General features: G+C 67.4%; 13 protein-coding genes, 1 pseudogene and 1 riboswitch. Of the genes and pseudogenes, 1 reads left to right on the forward strand and 13 read right to left on the reverse strand.

All coding sequences use genetic code 11. The features are described 5' to 3' along the window. Positions 1 to 1,377 (reverse strand): OmpP1/FadL family transporter, encoded by a 1,377-nt coding sequence (locus ACZ5LB_RS13910; protein WP_464602807.1) that lies wholly within the window; start codon positions 1,375 to 1,377, stop codon positions 1 to 3. A 149-nt stretch (positions 1,378 to 1,526) separates the two neighbouring features. Here ACZ5LB_RS13910 and ACZ5LB_RS13915 point away from each other — a divergent pair, with 149 nt between their 5' ends. Then, positions 1,527 to 2,705 (forward strand): MFS transporter, encoded by a 1,179-nt coding sequence (locus ACZ5LB_RS13915; RefSeq protein ID WP_464602808.1) that lies wholly within the window; start codon positions 1,527 to 1,529, stop codon positions 2,703 to 2,705. A gap of 60 nt (positions 2,706 to 2,765) precedes the next feature. On the opposite strand, the gene ACZ5LB_RS13920 is transcribed toward ACZ5LB_RS13915, so the two are convergent. The 12 genes and pseudogenes from ACZ5LB_RS13920 to ACZ5LB_RS13975 all read right to left on the reverse strand — a co-directional run bounded on the left by ACZ5LB_RS13920 (position 2,766) and on the right by ACZ5LB_RS13975 (position 16,293). Beyond that, positions 2,766 to 3,047: a type II toxin-antitoxin system RelE/ParE family toxin gene (locus ACZ5LB_RS13920; RefSeq protein ID WP_464602809.1), complete on the reverse strand. Its 282-nt coding sequence runs from the start codon at positions 3,045 to 3,047 to the stop codon at positions 2,766 to 2,768. Then, positions 3,034 to 3,297 (reverse strand): type II toxin-antitoxin system RelB/DinJ family antitoxin, encoded by a 264-nt coding sequence (locus ACZ5LB_RS13925; protein WP_464602810.1) that lies wholly within the window; start codon positions 3,295 to 3,297, stop codon positions 3,034 to 3,036. The genes ACZ5LB_RS13920 and ACZ5LB_RS13925 overlap by 14 nt, the downstream gene beginning before the upstream one ends. Positions 3,298 to 3,474: 177 nt before the next feature. Further along, positions 3,475 to 4,512, reverse strand: coding sequence for an outer membrane beta-barrel protein (locus ACZ5LB_RS13930; RefSeq protein ID WP_464602811.1), 1,038 nt, complete (start codon positions 4,510 to 4,512; stop codon positions 3,475 to 3,477). A 356-nt stretch (positions 4,513 to 4,868) separates the two neighbouring features. Then, a pseudogene (locus ACZ5LB_RS13935) lies at positions 4,869 to 5,054 on the reverse strand (carboxypeptidase-like regulatory domain-containing protein); the annotation flags it as partial. A 152-nt stretch (positions 5,055 to 5,206) separates the two neighbouring features. Then, a complete protein-coding gene (locus tag ACZ5LB_RS13940; protein ID WP_464602812.1) occupies positions 5,207 to 7,306 on the reverse strand; it encodes a prolyl oligopeptidase family serine peptidase in 2,100 nt (699 codons plus the stop codon). 290 nt (positions 7,307 to 7,596) lie between these two features. After that, positions 7,597 to 8,091: a 3-isopropylmalate dehydratase small subunit gene (locus ACZ5LB_RS13945; RefSeq protein WP_464602813.1), complete on the reverse strand. Its 495-nt coding sequence runs from the start codon at positions 8,089 to 8,091 to the stop codon at positions 7,597 to 7,599. 12 nt (positions 8,092 to 8,103) lie between these two features. Further along, positions 8,104 to 9,390: a 3-isopropylmalate dehydratase large subunit gene (locus tag ACZ5LB_RS13950; RefSeq protein ID WP_464602814.1), complete on the reverse strand. Its 1,287-nt coding sequence runs from the start codon at positions 9,388 to 9,390 to the stop codon at positions 8,104 to 8,106. A gap of 21 nt (positions 9,391 to 9,411) precedes the next feature. Next, positions 9,412 to 10,614: a CaiB/BaiF CoA transferase family protein gene (locus ACZ5LB_RS13955; RefSeq protein ID WP_464602815.1), complete on the reverse strand. Its 1,203-nt coding sequence runs from the start codon at positions 10,612 to 10,614 to the stop codon at positions 9,412 to 9,414. Between the two features lies 1 nt (position 10,615). Then, positions 10,616 to 11,503 carry a hydroxymethylglutaryl-CoA lyase gene (locus ACZ5LB_RS13960; RefSeq protein ID WP_464602816.1) on the reverse strand — a complete coding sequence of 296 codons (888 nt, stop codon included), beginning with the start codon at positions 11,501 to 11,503 and terminating at the stop codon, positions 10,616 to 10,618. A gap of 2 nt (positions 11,504 to 11,505) precedes the next feature. Then, a complete protein-coding gene (locus ACZ5LB_RS13965) occupies positions 11,506 to 12,621 on the reverse strand; it encodes an isocitrate/isopropylmalate dehydrogenase family protein (RefSeq protein ID WP_464602817.1) in 1,116 nt (371 codons plus the stop codon). A 289-nt stretch (positions 12,622 to 12,910) separates the two neighbouring features. Next, on the reverse strand, positions 12,911 to 14,098 hold the full coding sequence (locus ACZ5LB_RS13970) for an ATP-binding protein (RefSeq protein ID WP_464602818.1): 1,188 nt from the start codon (positions 14,096 to 14,098) through the stop codon (positions 12,911 to 12,913). Positions 14,099 to 14,517: 419 nt separating this feature from the next. Beyond that, a complete protein-coding gene (locus ACZ5LB_RS13975; protein WP_464602819.1) occupies positions 14,518 to 16,293 on the reverse strand; it encodes a DNA repair protein RecN in 1,776 nt (591 codons plus the stop codon). Between the two features lie 83 nt (positions 16,294 to 16,376). After that, a riboswitch (SAM riboswitch) is annotated at positions 16,377 to 16,487 on the forward strand. Positions 16,488 to 16,491: the final 4 nt, after the last annotated feature.

Consider the following 16,491-nt stretch of genomic DNA (forward strand, 5'->3'; position numbering starts at 1 on the left):
CTAGAAGGCCTTCTTGTATCCGACGGACCAGAGATGCCCCATGCCCTCGACCCGGGTGAGGGTGCCGGTGGTGCCCGGTCCGCCGAGGCCCCAGGTGATGTCCAGGTTCCTGGCTTCGCGGTCCTGGGACTGGCGGATCTGCCAGCCGAGGTTCACTTCGCCCTTCAGGACCTTCCAGCCCAGGCCCGCGGAGAAGGCCGCGGTGCGAGAGCCTCCCAGCACGGGTTCCAGAGAGGCGTCCTTCCGGAGCCCGGGGTCCGTGGAAAGGCCGATGCGGCCGGTGACGTTCTTGGTGAAGGAGAACTCCCCGGCCAGGCTGATGCCGAAGCCGCTGTGGAAATCGTCCCGGAAGCCCGGCCTGCCCTCCACGGTGCCGCTGGGGCCCGTGACGGCGGCGTAGCCCGGAAGCTTCGTGCTGGTGCCCAGGACGTAGCGAAGGTCGGCCTCCCAGGTGAAGGTCTGGGTCATGCGCTGCCGCACGCCGAGGGTGAACCGGCCCGGAAGGGTGATCCCGCCCTCGCCGGGCTGGACGGCCAGGGCGTCCTGGAGCGTCTGGGCCGCGGGCACGGCGATGGCGTTGGGGGTGCCGAAGCCGCTGATCCCCACCAGCTGCCGGTGGCTGGGGTCCACCCGGGCCGTCAGGGGCAGGGTGCCCTGGATGGAGCCCTGGTAGGCCCCCGCGAGGGTCCATCGGGGATTTATCGCCCAGCGGAAGCCCACGGCGTAGCTGGGAAGGTACTTGGACCCCCGTTCCTCGGCGTTGACCTCCAGGATGCCCTGGGCGGGGTTGACGTCCGAAACCGGGGCTCCGGGCACGCCGGGCACCGGGACCCGTACGGAATTCGTGAAGAGGTACTTGACATGGGTCATGCCCAGGCTCGCCCCGAAGGACAGGGCAGGCGTGACGGCGTACGAGAGCTGGGCCTCCATCCTGCGGGTGGTGAGGTCCATGCCCTGGGCCTCGAACCGTCCGGTGTAGGTGGACGGCATGAGGACGTGACGCATGAATGGGTTATCGAATTTCAAGCCGAGGTACAGGTTGGGCTTGAGTTTCCAGGCGGCCCCCAGGGCGGGCAGGAAACGGTTGCGGTCGGTGCTGTGCAGGATGGTGGAATTGGACTGCAGGGTGGCCTGGGAGGACTGGAGCTCCATGCCCGCGGCCAGGTAGGCGCTGGCGTCGTCCCGGAGGGTCACCAGGAGGGCGGGGTTCAGGGCCGCGGCCTCGAGGCTCTGGCCGAAGGCCACGCCCGCGCCGCCCCGGCCGATTCCCACCGGGTCGGATGCCGGGAGCCAAAGGGTCTGGGCCGCCAGGGGCGTCCCCAGGCCCGCCAGGAGCCCAAGCGCGCCCAGTGCGATCCTCACAGTCGTCCTCGCCATACCCAAACCTCCCAGATGGTGTCCATGTCAACGAAGTGGCGCGGACAACCCATAAGTTCAACAACGAACATTCAGGATGGCCTGAAGACCGCCCAAGACCAAGAGGCTATTCTCTCCCCATGGCGCTGCTGGCCCCATCCTCCCCTCCCGTGAGCATTTCCACACGCCTGGGCTGCGTGGCCTTCCTGAACGACTGCGCGGGGGAGGTGCTGGCGCGCATGCTGCCGCTCTACCTCACGGTGGCCCTGGGGTCCTCGCCCACCCTCGTCGGGGTGGTGGAAGGGGTGGCCGAAAGCGCGGCGGTGTTCCTCAAGGGGCTTTCCGGGTGGCTCTCGGACCGCGTGGCCAGCCGCAAGGGGTTCGTGGTGGGCGGCTACGCGGTGACGGTCCTGGCCCGGACGCTCTACCTCCTCACCTTCACGCCGGCCCTGGTGGGCCTGAGCCGTGTCCTGGAGCGGGTGGGCAAGGGCCTCCGCACGGCGCCCCGGGACGCCATGATCGCCGATGCCGCGGCCGTGGGCAGGTCGGGGCGGGACTTCGGGGTGACACGGTTCCTGGACACCCTGGGGGCCACGGCGGGCATCGGCCTGGCGCTGGCCCTGGGCGTCGGCCGGGGACCCATGGCGCCCCAGCTCTTCCGGACCTGCGTGTGGATCGCCCTGCCCCTGGGGCTGGCGACGGTGGCCCTCCTGGTGCTGTGGGTGCCGGCCCTTCCCCGGGCCACGGAATCCCGGCGGCGGCTCTCCTTCCGGGTGCCGCGGGAGGCGCGGGGCTACCTGGCCCTCGTCTTCGTCTTCGCCCTGGCCAACTCCAGCGATGCCTTCCTGGTGCTGCGGGCGCGGGAGGCGGGCTTTTCCATCCGCTCGATCCTGGGGATCTTCCTGGTGTTCAACCTGCTGGCGGCGTCCCTGGCCCTGCCGGCGGGAAGGCTCTCGGACCGGTTCGGCCGGGTGCCCTTCCTGGCCCTGGGGTGGGCGGTGTACGCGGGGGCCTATGCCGCCATGGGCACGGCCACGACCCCGGCCCTCTTCGCGGGGGCCCTGCTGGGGTACGGCGCCTTCTACGGCTTCACCGAAGGGGTGGAGAAGGCGCTGCTGGCGGACCTGCTCCCGGCGGCCTCCCGGGGCACGGGGTTCGGGGCCCTGCAGTCCGTGCTGGGGCTGGGGGCCCTCCTCTCCAGCCCGCTCATGGGCCTGCTCATGGCCTCGGCGGGGGCCCGGGTCGCCTTCCTGGCGGAAAGCGCCCTGGCCCTGGCGGCCCTGGCGGGCCTCCTGGGGTGGTCGTCCGTACGACGGAAAACTCCACGGAGGGGGCCTTGTGGTCAGTGAGGGCCGTGTCATCCCGAAACCCGGCTGATCCCGTTTTACCTGTGGCCTCTGGTTGAGCGATTACAGGCTCAGCTCGCTATGAGAGCCGATCCGCACGAGTTGAAGCGTTTTTGCGTCGGGTTTCCGGTAGATCAGAACCAGATCCGGCTTGATGTGGCAATCCCGATGGTCCTTCCATTCGCCGGCTAGAGGGTGGTCGCAAAGGCTGCGAGGCATAGGCTGATCGGTGGCCAGGAGTTGAAGCACCGGAACAAGGATCGCATCAACGTCCCTGTGCTTCGGGGTGGCCTTGACTCGCTTGAAATCCCGCTTGAACGTGCCTGTGTGCTCAAGTTTTCGCATTGAGATCCGCCATCAGATCGTCAATGCTGCCGAAGCTCTTGAGCCGACCCTGGCGAGCCTCGCGCATGGCCGCAATGGTTTCATCATTGGGAACCAGGGGCTCGAAGGGAAGCGCCTTCTCCAGGGCCACGCGGGTCACCATCAACCGGAAGGCATCGGACAAGGTGAGCCCCACCGACGCCAGGACGGCGGCAGCCTCGTTCTTGATGTTTTCGTCAACACGGGCTCGGACAACGGCATTGGCAGGCATGATGGACTCCTGAGCTACATTGTAGCCCAAATCGCCAACCCCGCCAGGGAGACTCTGCCAGACTGGGCCTGGAAGGCAATGCAGGTACGGACCCTGAGGCCCGTACCTGCATGTCCTTCCGTCCTGGCTTCACGGCTTCACCTGGGGGAGACCCTTCCCCAAACGGGACAGGTGGACCTACCAGATGGCCTTGATGCCGATCTGCATTTCGCGGGTGCGGTTCTTGTCCACGGTGGCCAGCTGACCGAAGGCGGGGCTGGCGGCGCCGGAGGGGGTGTTGACCTGGTAGTTGCCGGTGGGCACCTGGAAGTCGGCCTTGTTGAAGAGGTTGTAGACGTCGATGATGCCCTGCAGGCGGATGGACTTGTAGACCTGGAAGGTGCGGGAGAGGCGGACGTCGAACTGGGTGTAGTTGGGCTGGCGCATGTCGTTGCGGACGTGGCCGGCGTAGATCTTGTTGATCATGCCGTCGCCGTTGAGATTGCGGGCGTCGTAGGCGGTGAAGGGCAGGCCGGTGTTGAACAGGGCGCGCACGGAGCCCTCGATGCCGAGGACGATGGGGAAGTACGCCACCGCGTTGGCCACCACGCGGTGGTCGCTGTCGCCGTAGCCGAAGTTGGAGCCCACGTCCTGGGGATCGGGGGTGAGGGAGGACCCCAGCTCGCTGGAGTAGTTGCCCGCCGAGGTGTAGGTGCCGCGCTCGAAGGAGCCGGTGTCCTGGGCCTTGGACCAGGTCACGTTGGCCAGCAGGCCCAGGTTCTCGGCCCAGGTCTTCTTCACGGTGGCGCTCAGGCCGCGGTAGAAGCCGTAGCCGTCGGTCTTGACCAGGTAGACGTCGCTGAAGCCGCCCACGGGGTTGCCGGGGACCACGCTGCCCTTGCCGAAGTTCACGACGCGGCCGCGGATGGTGGCGGTGCCGGGGCGGGTGGCGGTGCTCCAGGTGTTGATGCCGGGGGTGTAGCCGTCGTTGTAGGGGGTCCCGCCGGTCTGGGTCAGGTTGATGTTCTCGAAGCGCTGGAGGTTGTAGTAGTTGACGTAGCTGGCCGTGAGGCCGACGGTGAGGTTGTTGCCCAGGTCGTGCTCGATCCCGATGCTGATCTTGCGGGAGCGGGACAGCTTGTTATCGGGATCCCACAGGGAGGTGGGGGAGGAACCGGCGGTGAACGCGGGGTTGGTGGCCAGGGTCGCGAGCTCGGCGTCCGTGAGCTTGCGCATGTTCGTGGTGGAGCCGATGAGCCGCCGCGCTGCTCGTTGAAGAAGGCGGAGTTGTTGGAGGCGCCGTCGATCTGCACGGCGTTGAAGATCTGGCGGCCGCCCTCGACGATGAGGCGGGGCGTGCCGCTCATGCCCTGGCCGGCGGTGACGCCGGGGGTGAGGCGGGCCATGTCCGTGAAGTTGCGGCTGACCAGGGGCACCTGTTCCACGAGCTTCTGGTCCACCTGGGTCATGGTGACGGTGCGGCTGGGGTCGATGTCGGTGGTGGTGGCCACCACGGCCACCGTGGCGCCCATTTCGGCGGAATCCATCACCGGGTTGACGGTGGTGGCGTTGCCCAGGGTGACGCGGACCTTGAGGTCCTTGAGGGTCTTCATGCCCTTGGCCGTGAAGGTGATCTCGTAGACGCCGGTGGGCAGCAGGGGCAGCTGGTAGTCGCCCTTGGCGCCCGTGACGGCGGTCTGGCCGTAGCCGGTCTCGACGTTGCGCACGGTGGCGGCGGCGATGGGCGTCTTCTGCTGGCTGGTGACGGTGCCCCGCACGGCGCCGGTGGTTTGGCTGTTGGGCCGTGGATGAGTTGGATGATTTTGTACGGAATCCCCGGGAACGGAATGTCCTACGTGTAAATTTCCGCAAAAAAAGCAGGCCGCCGGGGGAACCTTCCGGCGGCCTGCCTCATGTACCTGGATTTTGTTTACTTGATCTTCAAGGCCTCAATGAGGAATGCATACACATCGGCCTTCTCTTCGAGGATCTTGGCGGTGGGCTTGCCGGCGCCGTGGCCCGCGTTGGTGGCGATGCGGGTGAGGATGGGCGCCGGACCCGCCTGGGCCGCCTGGAGGGTGGCCGTGAACTTGTGGCTGTGGGCGGGCACGACCCGGTCGTCATGGTCGCTGGTCAGGATCAGGGTCGGCGGATAGGCGGTGCCGGGCTTCACGTTGTGCAGGGGGGAGTAGGCCAGGAGGGTGCGGAAGCCCTCGGGGGTGTCGCTGGAGCCGTAGTCTCCCTTCCAGCCCCAACCCACGGTGAACTTGTGGAAGCGCAGCATGTCCATGACGCCCACCTCGGGCACCGCGGCGCCCCAGAGGTCCGGGCGCTGGTTCAGACAGGCGCCCACCAGGAGGCCGCCGTTGCTGCCGCCGTTGATAGCCAGGCGGGGAGTCGAGGTGTAGCGATTCTTGATGAGCCATTCACCAGCCGCGATGAAATCGTCGAAGACGTTCTGCTTGTTCGCCAGCCGGCCCGCATCGTGCCATGCCTTGCCGTACTCCCCGCCGCCCCGCAGGCTGGGCTGGGCGTACACGCCGCCCATCTCCAGCCAGGCGATGCGCACGGCCGAGAAGGAGGGGTTCAGGGACACGTCGAAGCCGCCGTAGCCGTACAGGAGCGTGGGGTTGTTCCCGTCCAGGGCCAGGCCCTTGCGGTGCACCAGGAACATGGGGATCTTCGTGCCGTCCTTGCTGGGGTAGAACACCTGGGTGACCACGTAGGCCGAGGGATCGAAGGCGACCTTGGGGGCGTGGAGGACCTTGGAGGCGCCCGTGGCGAAGTCGTAGCGGTAGATGGCCGGGGGGGCGTTGAAGGACGTGTAGGTGTAGAAGGCTTCCCGGTCCTGGATCTTGCCGTGGAATCCGCCGGCGGAGCCGACGCCGGGGAGGGCCAGTTCCGAAAGGCGGGCGCCCTTGAGGCTGTGGAAGGTGATCACGGTGTGGGCGTCCCGCATCCAGTTGGCCACGAAGCGCCCGCCCACCAGGGAAACGCCCTGCAGGACGTCCGTGCCGGGGGCCTGGGGGATGAGCTCGGTCCAGTCCTTGGGGTCCGGATGGCTGACGCGGATGGCCACCAGGCGTCCCCGGGGGGCGCCCTTGTCCGTCTTGAAGTAGAAGGTGTCGCCCTTGGACCCCACGGGGGAGTAGCGGGCGTCGAAGCGCTCCAGGAACGGCACCACCTTGGCGCCGGGCTTCCGGAGGTCCTTCACGAAGACCGCGTGCTCCGGGGCGTCGCCCTTGGAGACGTGGATGGTCAGCCATCGGCCGTCGTCGGAAACGTCGGGGCCCAGGTACCATTCGGGCTGGTCGGGCCGCTCGTACACCAGGGTGTCGTCGGCCTGGGGGGTGCCCATGGCGTGGAAGCGGACCTTGGGGCTCTTGGTCACGCCCTTGAGGGCGTCCCCCTGGCCGGGGGCGGCGTAGGCCACGTAGAAGAAGCCGGTGCCCTTGTGGTTCCAGGCCACGTTGGCGAACTTGGTCCACTGGAGCTCGTCGGGGAGGTCCTTGCCGGTGGCCACGTCCCGCACCTTCCAGGTCTTCCAGTCGCTGCCCGCGGAGGCCACGGCGTAGGCCACCAGCTTTCCATCCGGGCTGGGGCTCATCCCGGCGAGGGCCATGGTGCCCTCCTTGCTCAGGGTGTTGGGGTCCAGCAGGACCTTGCCCGGCTTGGCGGGGTCGGTGGTCACGAACACCACGGCCTGGTTCTGGAGCCCGGTGTTGTGGGTGTAGAAGTAGTTGCGGCCCTCCTTGCGGGGGGCGGTGTACTTCTCGTAGTCCTGGAGGGTCCGCAGGCGCTCCAGGATCGCCTTGCGGCGGGGGATGGCCGCCAGGTGGGCGGAGGTGACCTGGTTCTGGGCCGCGACCCAGGCCTTGGTCTCGGGGGCGTTGTCGTCCTCCAGCCAGCGGTAGGGGTCGGCGACCTTGGTGCCGAAGTAGTCGTCGACCTGGTCGCATTTGCGCGTGGGGGGCGCCGGCGCGGCCGCGACCAGGGTCGTGGCCACGAGACAGGAAAGGAGCGTTCGCATCGGTCCTCCGGGGATGGCCTTTAGCCTATCATTACGAGGCATATTCGGTCACCCCCTGTTCGCGGCCTGTCCGAGGCGATTCGGCAGGACAAGTGAAAAGATTGAACGCTGGGGCGCAGAGGGCTCGCAGGGGCGCTGGGAAAGGAAGGGAATCCTGACCCCAGCGTCCCAGCGAGATCCCAGCGCCTCAGCGTTTGATCTTCTGCCTGTTTTCGTGGCGCAACGCGTACGTGCTATGCCAAAGAGCCTTCCCTGGTTGCACTGTGCACCGATCCGGCCGGGTATTGGCGCTATCGGACCCTTTCCAGCAACCGCTTGCGGGTGTAGGGAACCAGCCCGCCGGCGTCGATGATGGCCTGCCGGGCCGGGGGGAGCCTGACGGTGTCGAAGGTCTTCCCGGTGGTGAGGTTGGTGACCTTGTCCACCTGGATGTCCAGGTCGTCGCCTTCCTCGGCTTCGATGGTCGGGCACAGGACGACGTTCAGGCCCAGGTTGATGGAGTTCTGCAGGAAGATCCGGCTCATGCTGCGGGCGACGATGTTGAGTTCGTAGCCCTTGAGGGCGGAGGCGGCCTGCTCCCGGGAGGAGCCGCAGCCGAAGTTGTGGTCGGCGACGATGGCCGAGCCCTTGGGGAACTGCCCGGCCCGGAGCTTCTCGTTGAGGTCGGTGCGGTTGGCGAAGCAGAACTGGGGCGTCTCGGTGGGCAGGACGGTGGCCATGTAGCGGCCGGGGTAGATGTCGTCGGTGGAGATGTCGGCTTCGAGCTTGATGATGACTTTGGACATGGTGGCTTCTCCTCAGGCCTGGCGGGGGTCGGTGATGACGCCGGTGATGGCCGAGGCCGCGGCCACGGCGGGGCTGCAGAGGTACACCTCGGACTTGGGGTTGCCCATGCGGCCTTTGAAGTTCCGGTTGGTGGTGGAGAGCGCGGTCTCGTCGTCCCCCAGGGCGCCTTCGTGGACGCCCAGGCAGGGGCCGCAGCCCGAGTTCATGACCACGGCGCCGGCCTTCATGAAGTCCTGGATGTAGCCCTTGTCCATGGCCTGGCCGAAGATCTTGCCGGAGGCGGGGAACACCAGCATGCGGGTGCCCTCGGCCACCTTCTTGCCACGCAGGATGCCGGCGGCAATGGCCAGGTCGTCCAGGCGGCCGTTGGTGCAGGAGCCGATGACGATCTGGTGCACGGGCTTGCCGGCCACCAGGCCGATGTCCTTGACGTTGTCCACGGTGTGGGGGCAGGCGATCTGGGGCGCCAGGGCGCTCACGTCGATCTCCACCACGCGCTCGTAGACCGCGTCGGCATCGGGAGTGACGGGGGTGATGGCGTCGGTGACCCCGGCCTCCTCGCGCAGGTAGCGCATGGTCTCGCCGTCGGCGGGCACGATGCCGCTGGTGGCGCCGGCCTCCACGCTCATGTTGCAGATGGCCAGGCGCCCGGAGGTGGTCATCTTCCGGATGGTCTCGCCGTGGAACTCCAGCACCCGGAAGTTGGCGCCCTGGGCGGTGAGGACGCCGATGAGGTGGAGGATCAGGTCCTTGGGGCCCACCATGGGGGCGAATTCGCCCTTGACCACCACCTTGATGGTGGCGGGCACTTCGATGTTGACGGCGTAGCCCAGGGTCCAGGCGGAGGCCATCTCCGTGGCGCCCACGCCGAAGGAGAAGGCGCCCAGCGCGCCGTGGCTGGTGGTGTGGCTGTCGGTGCCCACGACCACGAAGCCCGGGCGCACGTAGCCGTACTCGGGGAGGATCTGGTGGCAGATGCCGCCCACGTCGCCGCGCACGTCATGGAACTTGGCGATGCCGTGCTGGGTGACGAAGGCGCGGATCTTCTTCTGGTTGGTGGCGGTCTTCGGACTCTCCGCGGGGACGCGGTGATCGAAGATGATGGCGATGCGGCTGGGGTCCCAGGGCCTGGCCTCGATGCCGGTGCCCTCATGGATGGCCTCGAACTGGCTGATCACCAGGGCCGCGTTCTCGTGGGACATGGCCAGGTCGACCTTGGGTTCGAGCACGTCGCCGGCCTTGACCGCTTCGCGCCCGGCGGCGCGGGCGAGGATCTTTTCCACAACTGTCATACCCATGGGGGTTCCTCCGTTTCGGTTCTAGATGACGCCCTTGGACTTGAGTTCAGCGCGGGCGGCCTCGTCCAGGCCGGCGCGTTCGTAGATCTCGGCATTGTGCTGGCCCAGGGTGGGCGGCGGGGTCACCACGTCCCCGGTGCAGGCGCCGAACAGGGCGGTGAGGCCGAAGACCTCGATCTCGCCCACGCCGGGGACCTGGGTCTTCTGGAGCACGCCCCGGTGCTGCACCTGGGGCTGGCGCAGGGCCTCCTTGAGGCTGAGGATGGCGCCGCTGGGCACGTCGTGGGCGTTGAGCTTCTCCACCCACACGTCGGTGTCGTCGCCCTGGAGCCGCGCCTCCAGCAGGGGGGTGAGCTCCTTGCGGTTCTTCTTGCGGGTGTCGCGCTCCTGGAAGCGGGGGTCGGCCTTGAGTTCGGGCACGCCCAGCACGTCGCACACGGACTCCCACTGCTCCTGCTTGTTGGCGGCGATGTTGATGAAGCCGTCCCGGGTGCGGAAGGTGCCGGAGGGGGCGGCGGTGAAGTTGTCGTTGCCCATGAGGACGGGCTCCTGGCCGGCGATGAGGAGGTTCGCCGCCACCCAGCCCATGAGGGGCATGATGGAGTCCAGGAGGGAGATGTCGATGAACTGGCCCTCTCCGGTGCGCTCGCGGTGGTAGAGCGCGGCCATGAGGGCGAAGGCGGCGTTGAGCCCGCCCACGGTGTCGCACACGGGGAAGCCCGTGCGCAGGGGATTCAGCCGCTCGTCGCCGTTGACGGCCATCTCGCCCGACAGGCCCTGGATGATCTGGTCGTAGGCGGGCTTCAGGGCGTCGGGGCCGGTCTGGCCGAAGCCGGAGATGGCGCAGTAGATCAGCTTGGGGTTGATGGCCTTCAGGGTCTCGTACCCCAGGCCCAGGCGGTCCATGACGCCGGGGCGGAAGTTCTCCACCAGCACGTCGGCCTCCTTGACGAGCTTGCGGAAGATCTCCTTGCCCTCGGGGCTCTTGGTGTTGAGGGTGACGGACTTCTTGTTGGCGTTCTGGGCCAGGAAGCTCGTGCCCATCAAGGCCTTGTTGAAGGCGGGGACGATGCCCAGCTTGCGGGCCAGGTCCCCGTCCTTGGGGTTCTCCACCTTGATGACGTCCGCGCCCAGGAGGGCCAGGTGAAGGGTTGCGAAGGGCCCGGAGAGGACGTTGGTGAGGTCGAGAACCTTGACGCCTTCGAGCATGCGTTGCCTGGTCATGTCAGTACCCCAATGGGCCGGTGCGGTGCACGCGGCCGGTCATTTCGCGGCCAAAGAAGGCCTCAACGTCCTTGGCGATCTCCACGAGGCAGGGCACGTCGACGTCCCGGCGCCGTCCCGTGCGGTTCAGGGCGTGGACCAGGTCCTCGGTGGCCACGTTGCCGGCGGCCACCTTGGTGAATGGGCAGCCCCCGAGGCCGGCGAAGCTGGTCTCGAACACGCGCACTCCGGCTTCCATGGCGGCGTAGACGTTGGCCATGCCCAGGCCGTAGGTGTCGTGGAAGTGCCCCGTGGCCTGGATGGGGCCCAGGGCGAGAACCTGCCCGAACAGTCGCTTGACCTGTTCGGGGTGCGCGTGGCCGGCCGTGTCGGCCAGGCTGATGTTCAGGAGCCCGGCGTCCACGTAGGCCCGGACGATCTCCAGCACGCGCTCGTCGGGGACCCGCCCCTCGAAGCCGCAGCCGAAGGCGCTCTGGACGCTCACCTGGACCTTCCGGCCCGCGGCCAGGGCCGCGCGGCCCATGGCGATGATGCGCGCCTGGGCCTCCAGGCTGCCCATGCCGGTGTTCTTGCGGGAATGGGTGTCCGAGGCGGAGACGCCCATGCACACCATCCCCACGCCGCAGGCCCCGGCCCGGTCCAGGCCCTTCTCGTTGAGCACGAGGCCGCTGAGGAGGGCGCCCCGGGCGCCGGCGAGGCGCCGGAACAGCTCGTCGGTGTCGGCCATCTGGGGGACCTTCTCGGGGTGGACGAAGGAGCCCACCTGGACGATGTCCACGCCCGAGCCCATGAGGGCGCGGATCCAGCCTTCCTTCACGTCGGTGGGCACCACCTGGCGCTCCACCTGGAGTCCGTCGCGCGGGCCGACCTCGTGGATGACGATGTCCATGGCTACAGCTTCCGGGCGATGGCTTCGCCCATCTCCAGCGTGGTGGAACTGCCGCCCATGTCGTAGGTGCGGACCTTGCCTTCGGCGATGACGGCGGCGGTGGCAGCCTCGAGGCGGGTGCCCATGGCGGTCTCGCCCAGCCAGTCCAGCATCATCTTCGCGGCCAGGATGGTGGCGATGGGGTTGACCTTGTACTGGCCGGCGTACTTGGGGGCCGACCCGTGGCTGGGCTCGAAGACGGCCAGCTTCTGGCCCATGTTCCCCGAGCAGCCGAAGCCCAGGCCGCCCACCAGCTGGGCGCTGAGGTCGCTGATGATGTCTCCGAAGAGGTTGGTGGCCACCATGACGCCGTAGCTCTTGGGGTTCTTCAGCAGCCACATGCAGATGGCGTCGACGTTGGCGTCGTCCATCTGGATGCCGGGGTAGTCCTTGGCCACCTGCTTGGCGATCTCCAGGAACATGCCCTCGGTGGCGCGCACGACGTTGGCCTTGTGGATGGCCGTGACCTTGGGGTAGCCGAACTTCTTGGCGTACTCGAAGGCCGCGCGGATGATGCGCTCACAGCCCTTGCGGGTGTTGATCTTGCAGGTGATGGCGTAGTCCCCGGGGGCGTTCTCGGCGAAGTGGCCGAAGGGCTTGGAATGGTGCTTGAGGGCGTCGGCCACCTCGGCGGGCACGGGGCTGAACTCCACGCCTGCGTAGAGGCCTTCGGTGTTCTCGCGGAACACCACGAGGTCGATGCCTTCCTTGAAGTTGAGCGGGTTGCCGGGGTAGGCCTTGCAGGGCCGCAGGCAGGTGTAGAGGTCGAACATCTGCCGCATGCGCACGATGGGGCTGCGGTACACGAGGCCCTTGCCCTGGAGCTCGGGGACCAGTTCGCGCTCGGCGTCCTTGGCGGGCTTGGAGGTGATGGCGCCGAACATGGCGGCGTCCGAACTGCCCAGCAGGTCGATGGTGCGCTGGGGGAAGGCCTCGCCTTCCTTGCACCAGAAATCCCAGCCGATGTCGCCGTGGGTGTAGGCCGCGTCGAATTTCAGGGCGTCCAGGCAGATCCGGGTCGCTTCCATGACTTCGACGCCCACGCCGTCACCGGGGAGCCAAGCGATCTTGTAGGTCATTTGTTGCCTCCGAGTCAGGGTTTTGCCTTCGTGATGGCAAATGCTACCAAATCAGGATCCGACGGTTGGGTCCGGATGCCAGAACGAAGGTCTTAAAATCGATGGGTACGCGGGCTCCGGGGGGCCCCGGGAGCGGACGAGCATGCATCTAGTTCAATCAAATGAACAAATGTGACCAGAAGACACACGATTTCCCAGGGGCTGGGGAAATGCTTGGGAATGAGCATTTTGCTTTACAATTTGATAAGCATAATGATCAGGATGCGTCATTATGCAAAGAGATTGCTGCTCAAGCCAATCCCTGCCAGAGGGCCGAAACCGGCACCGCCCAGATGTTCACACCGAAGGGGAGCACCTCCTGGCCCGTGTACAGAACCACGCCTCCGTGGAAGGCTGCGCCCAGGGATTCCGCCAGGGCTTTCAGGCCCTTGAAATCTCTGGCCTGAAGGGATCCGCTGGCCTTCACCTCCACGCCCACCACCTGGCCGTCGGCCCGTTCCAGGAGGAGGTCCACCTCCTCGCCCGGCAGGGTCCGGTAGTGGTGGATGCGGGCCCGGCTGGAGGCCCATCCCAGCAGCTTTCGCAATTCCCCGGCGACGAAGGTCTCGAGGGGGCCGCCCAGGAGATCGGGCCTGCCCAGCAGCCGTTCTGCGTCCACCCCCATCAGGTGAGCCAGGAGTCCGGTGTCCCGCAGCATGAGCTTGGGCGCCTTCACCAGGCGCTTCCCCAGGCTGCCGCTCCAGGCCGGAACCGTTTCGATCAGGAAGACGGCTTCCAGGAGGGTCAGATAGCGCCTCAGGGTGTTCACCGGAATGCCGAGGGACCGGGACACCTCTGAGACATTGAGCAGGCTCGCCGAACGAACGGATAGCAGTTCAAGGATCCGGGGCAGCTGGGTCAGGCCTTCGATGTGCGAAATGTCTCGGATATCCCGCTGGAGCATCGTCTGGATGTAACTTTCGAACCACTGGCTTCGCCTTCGGCCGGGTTCCCGCTCGCGGGCTTCAGGGAATCCCCCCTCGAGGATGGCCTTCACCAGGGTTTCCCGGTTCATTTCCAGACGCTGCGGTTCCAGGGGCCGGCCAGAGAACAGGCGGTCCACGAGGTTGTCGGGGGTTCCCCGGACCTCGCTCTGGGAAATGCCGTCCAGGGTCAAAATCTCCATGCGCCCGGCAAGCGATTCCGAAATCCGGGGAAGGACGAGGACATTGGCGGAGCCCGTGAGCAGGAAACGGCCCGGCCGCCGGTCCTCATCCACCGCGGCCTTGATCGCCCTGAACAGCTCGGGGGCGAGTTGGATTTCATCCAGGATCGTCAGTCCCTGATGCCGGGACACGAAGCCGGCCGGATCCAGTTCAGCAGCCCGGCGCACGGCTGGATCGTCCAGGGTGAGGTAGTGCCCCTTTCCAGGGTCGTCGAGGAGGGTCTTGGCAAGGGTGCTTTTCCCCACCTGCCGGGCCCCCAACAGAAGGACCACCGGGGTGTCCTGAAGGGCCTCAGCCACGAAAGGGGTTAGCTTACGGTCGATCATGATTAAAATTTGCCACGCCTTGGCCAAATTTCAAATGTTTTGTGGCGAAAGATTATCGCATTTTGTGGTATAGGCCATGCATAGGGTTAATTATTTATGCATTTGATAAAATATGCCACGCGGTGGCCAATTTTCATCCACCAAGGTTCTGGAGGGGGTTCGGCATCTTAAGACGTTTGTTTGAACGGCTGCCTCTAGGGTCGAGAACCGGGGTTCGTGTTCCTGTAGTTGAGATGGCAGGCGGATTGATTGAAGGGGATCGGAGAGACCATCGAAAAGCTCAAACGCTGGGGCGCAGAGTGCTCGCTGGGGCGCTGGGGAAAGTAGATGGCGTTCTTGGGGAATCGATCGGGGATTGGCCTCTTCTAGGCTTTGACCTCTTTCCCGGCTCCTGGGCGCTTCCGCTTGCCTTCGGCGGGGGCTACCCCTTCGACGTCCAGCAGAGGGGTGGCCACGGCGCCTTCCAGGAGGATCCGGGCGTGGGCCACGGCCTCGGGGCGGTCGGGGTGGCCGGACAGGAGGCGCGCCAGTTCGCGCACGCGGGCGTCGCCCGCGAGCCAGGCGAGGCCGCTGCGGGTGCGGCCGTCGCTGACTTCCTTGCGCAGCTGGCCGTGGTGCTCGGCCCGGGCGGCCACCTGGGCCAGGTGGGTCACGGCCAGCACCTGGTGGCTCCGGCCCAGTTCGCGCACGGCGGCGCCCACGGCCAGGGCGGTCTCGCCGCCGATGCCGGCGTCCACCTCGTCCAGCACCAGGACCAGGGGGTCCCTGGCGCCGGCGCCCAGCGCCATGCCGGCGCCCTGCATGGCCAGCATGAGCCGGCTCAGCTCGCCGCCTGAGGCGATCTTGGCCAGTGGACGGAAGCCCTCGCCCACGTTGGGTTCGATCCAGATGGCGACGTTGGAGAATCCCTGGGGGGAGACGCGCGCGGGCAGGCCCAGGTGGAGGACGGGGCTGGCGGGATCCTCCGCCACCGTCAGGCGCAGCTGGATGCGGCAGCCGTTCATGCCCAGGCGGCCCAGGCGCTGGTGCACGTCCTTCTCCAGGGGCGGCACGAGGCCGGCGCGGTGGGCGTGGAGGGCCTCGGCGGCCGCGCGGTACGTTTCGCAGGCCCGGGCCAGGTTCCCCTCGAGCTCCTTGATGCTGGAGTGGTGATTGTTCAGCTCGTCCTGCTCGCGGCGCAGGGCCTCTAGCCGGGCCACAAGCTCCTCGGGCTCGCACCGGTGGCGGCGGGCCAGCTTCTCGAACTGGGCCAGGCGCGTCTCCAGGGCCTCGATGCGGTCCACGCCCTCCCGCGACCAGCGGATGGCCTGGTCCTGGGCCAGGGCCTGGATGTCCTCCAGCTCGAGCAGGGCCGAGCGGGTGCGGTCCACCTCCACCTGGACGGCGGGAAGGATGGCGGCGGCCCGGGCCTGGGCGCGGTGGGCGTCCTCCACCAGGCGCAGGGCGTCGCGCAGGGCCTCGGCGCCTTCGCGGAAGGCGGACTCCAGGTGCACGGCGTGGCGCAGGGGCTCGCGCTCGCCGCGGAGCTGCGCCCATTCCCCGGCCCTGGGGGCCAGTTTTTCCAGGTCGGCGATCTGTTCGGCCAGCCACTCCAGGCGCTCTTCGCGCTGGCTTTCGCTCTTCTTGCGGGCCGCCAGGCGGGACTGGGCCTCCCGCACCTCGCCCGCCTGGGCGCCCAGGTCGGCGCGGATGCCCAGCACCTCGTCCAGCAGGCCCAGGTGGCGGTCCTCGGCCAGGAGGGACTGGTGGTCGTGCTGGCTGGTGAGGCGCATCCAGATGCGGCCGGCCTCGCGCAGGTCCGCGAGGCTGCAGGCGCCGCCGTTGATCCAGGCGCGGCTGCGGCCGTTGGCGGCCACTTCCCGGCGCAGCACCACGGGCTGCTCCTCGGGGAGGCCCCGGTCCGAGAGGAAGGCGCGCCAGGCTTCGAAGGCGCCGTCCACCACGGTCTCGGCCACGGCGCGGGCCGTGCCCTGGCGCACCATGTCGCCGTCGCCCCGGGCCCCCACGAGGAGGGAGAGGGCGTCCACCAGGAGGGATTTGCCGGCCCCGGTCTCGCCGGTGAGGACGGTGAAGCCGGCCTGGAAGTCCAGGGCGAGGTCTTCCACCAGGGCCAGATTCTGGATGCGGAGCGAAGAGAGCATGGGTCAAGCCTACCCTGAGCCCTTGACTCCCGGATGGCGAACACGCATCATGGTGGTTCTGAGTTCTTTGTCAGTTCCATAGTGAGCTATCACGAAAGGTGGAGGGACGGGCCCTGTGAAACCTTGGCAACCTGCGATGAGCAAGGTGCCAATTCCTGCCGGTGGACGCATGCGTCGAGCCGGATAGATACCGAACTG

The sequence above is a fragment of the Mesoterricola sp. MK458 genome, assembly GCF_055384935.1.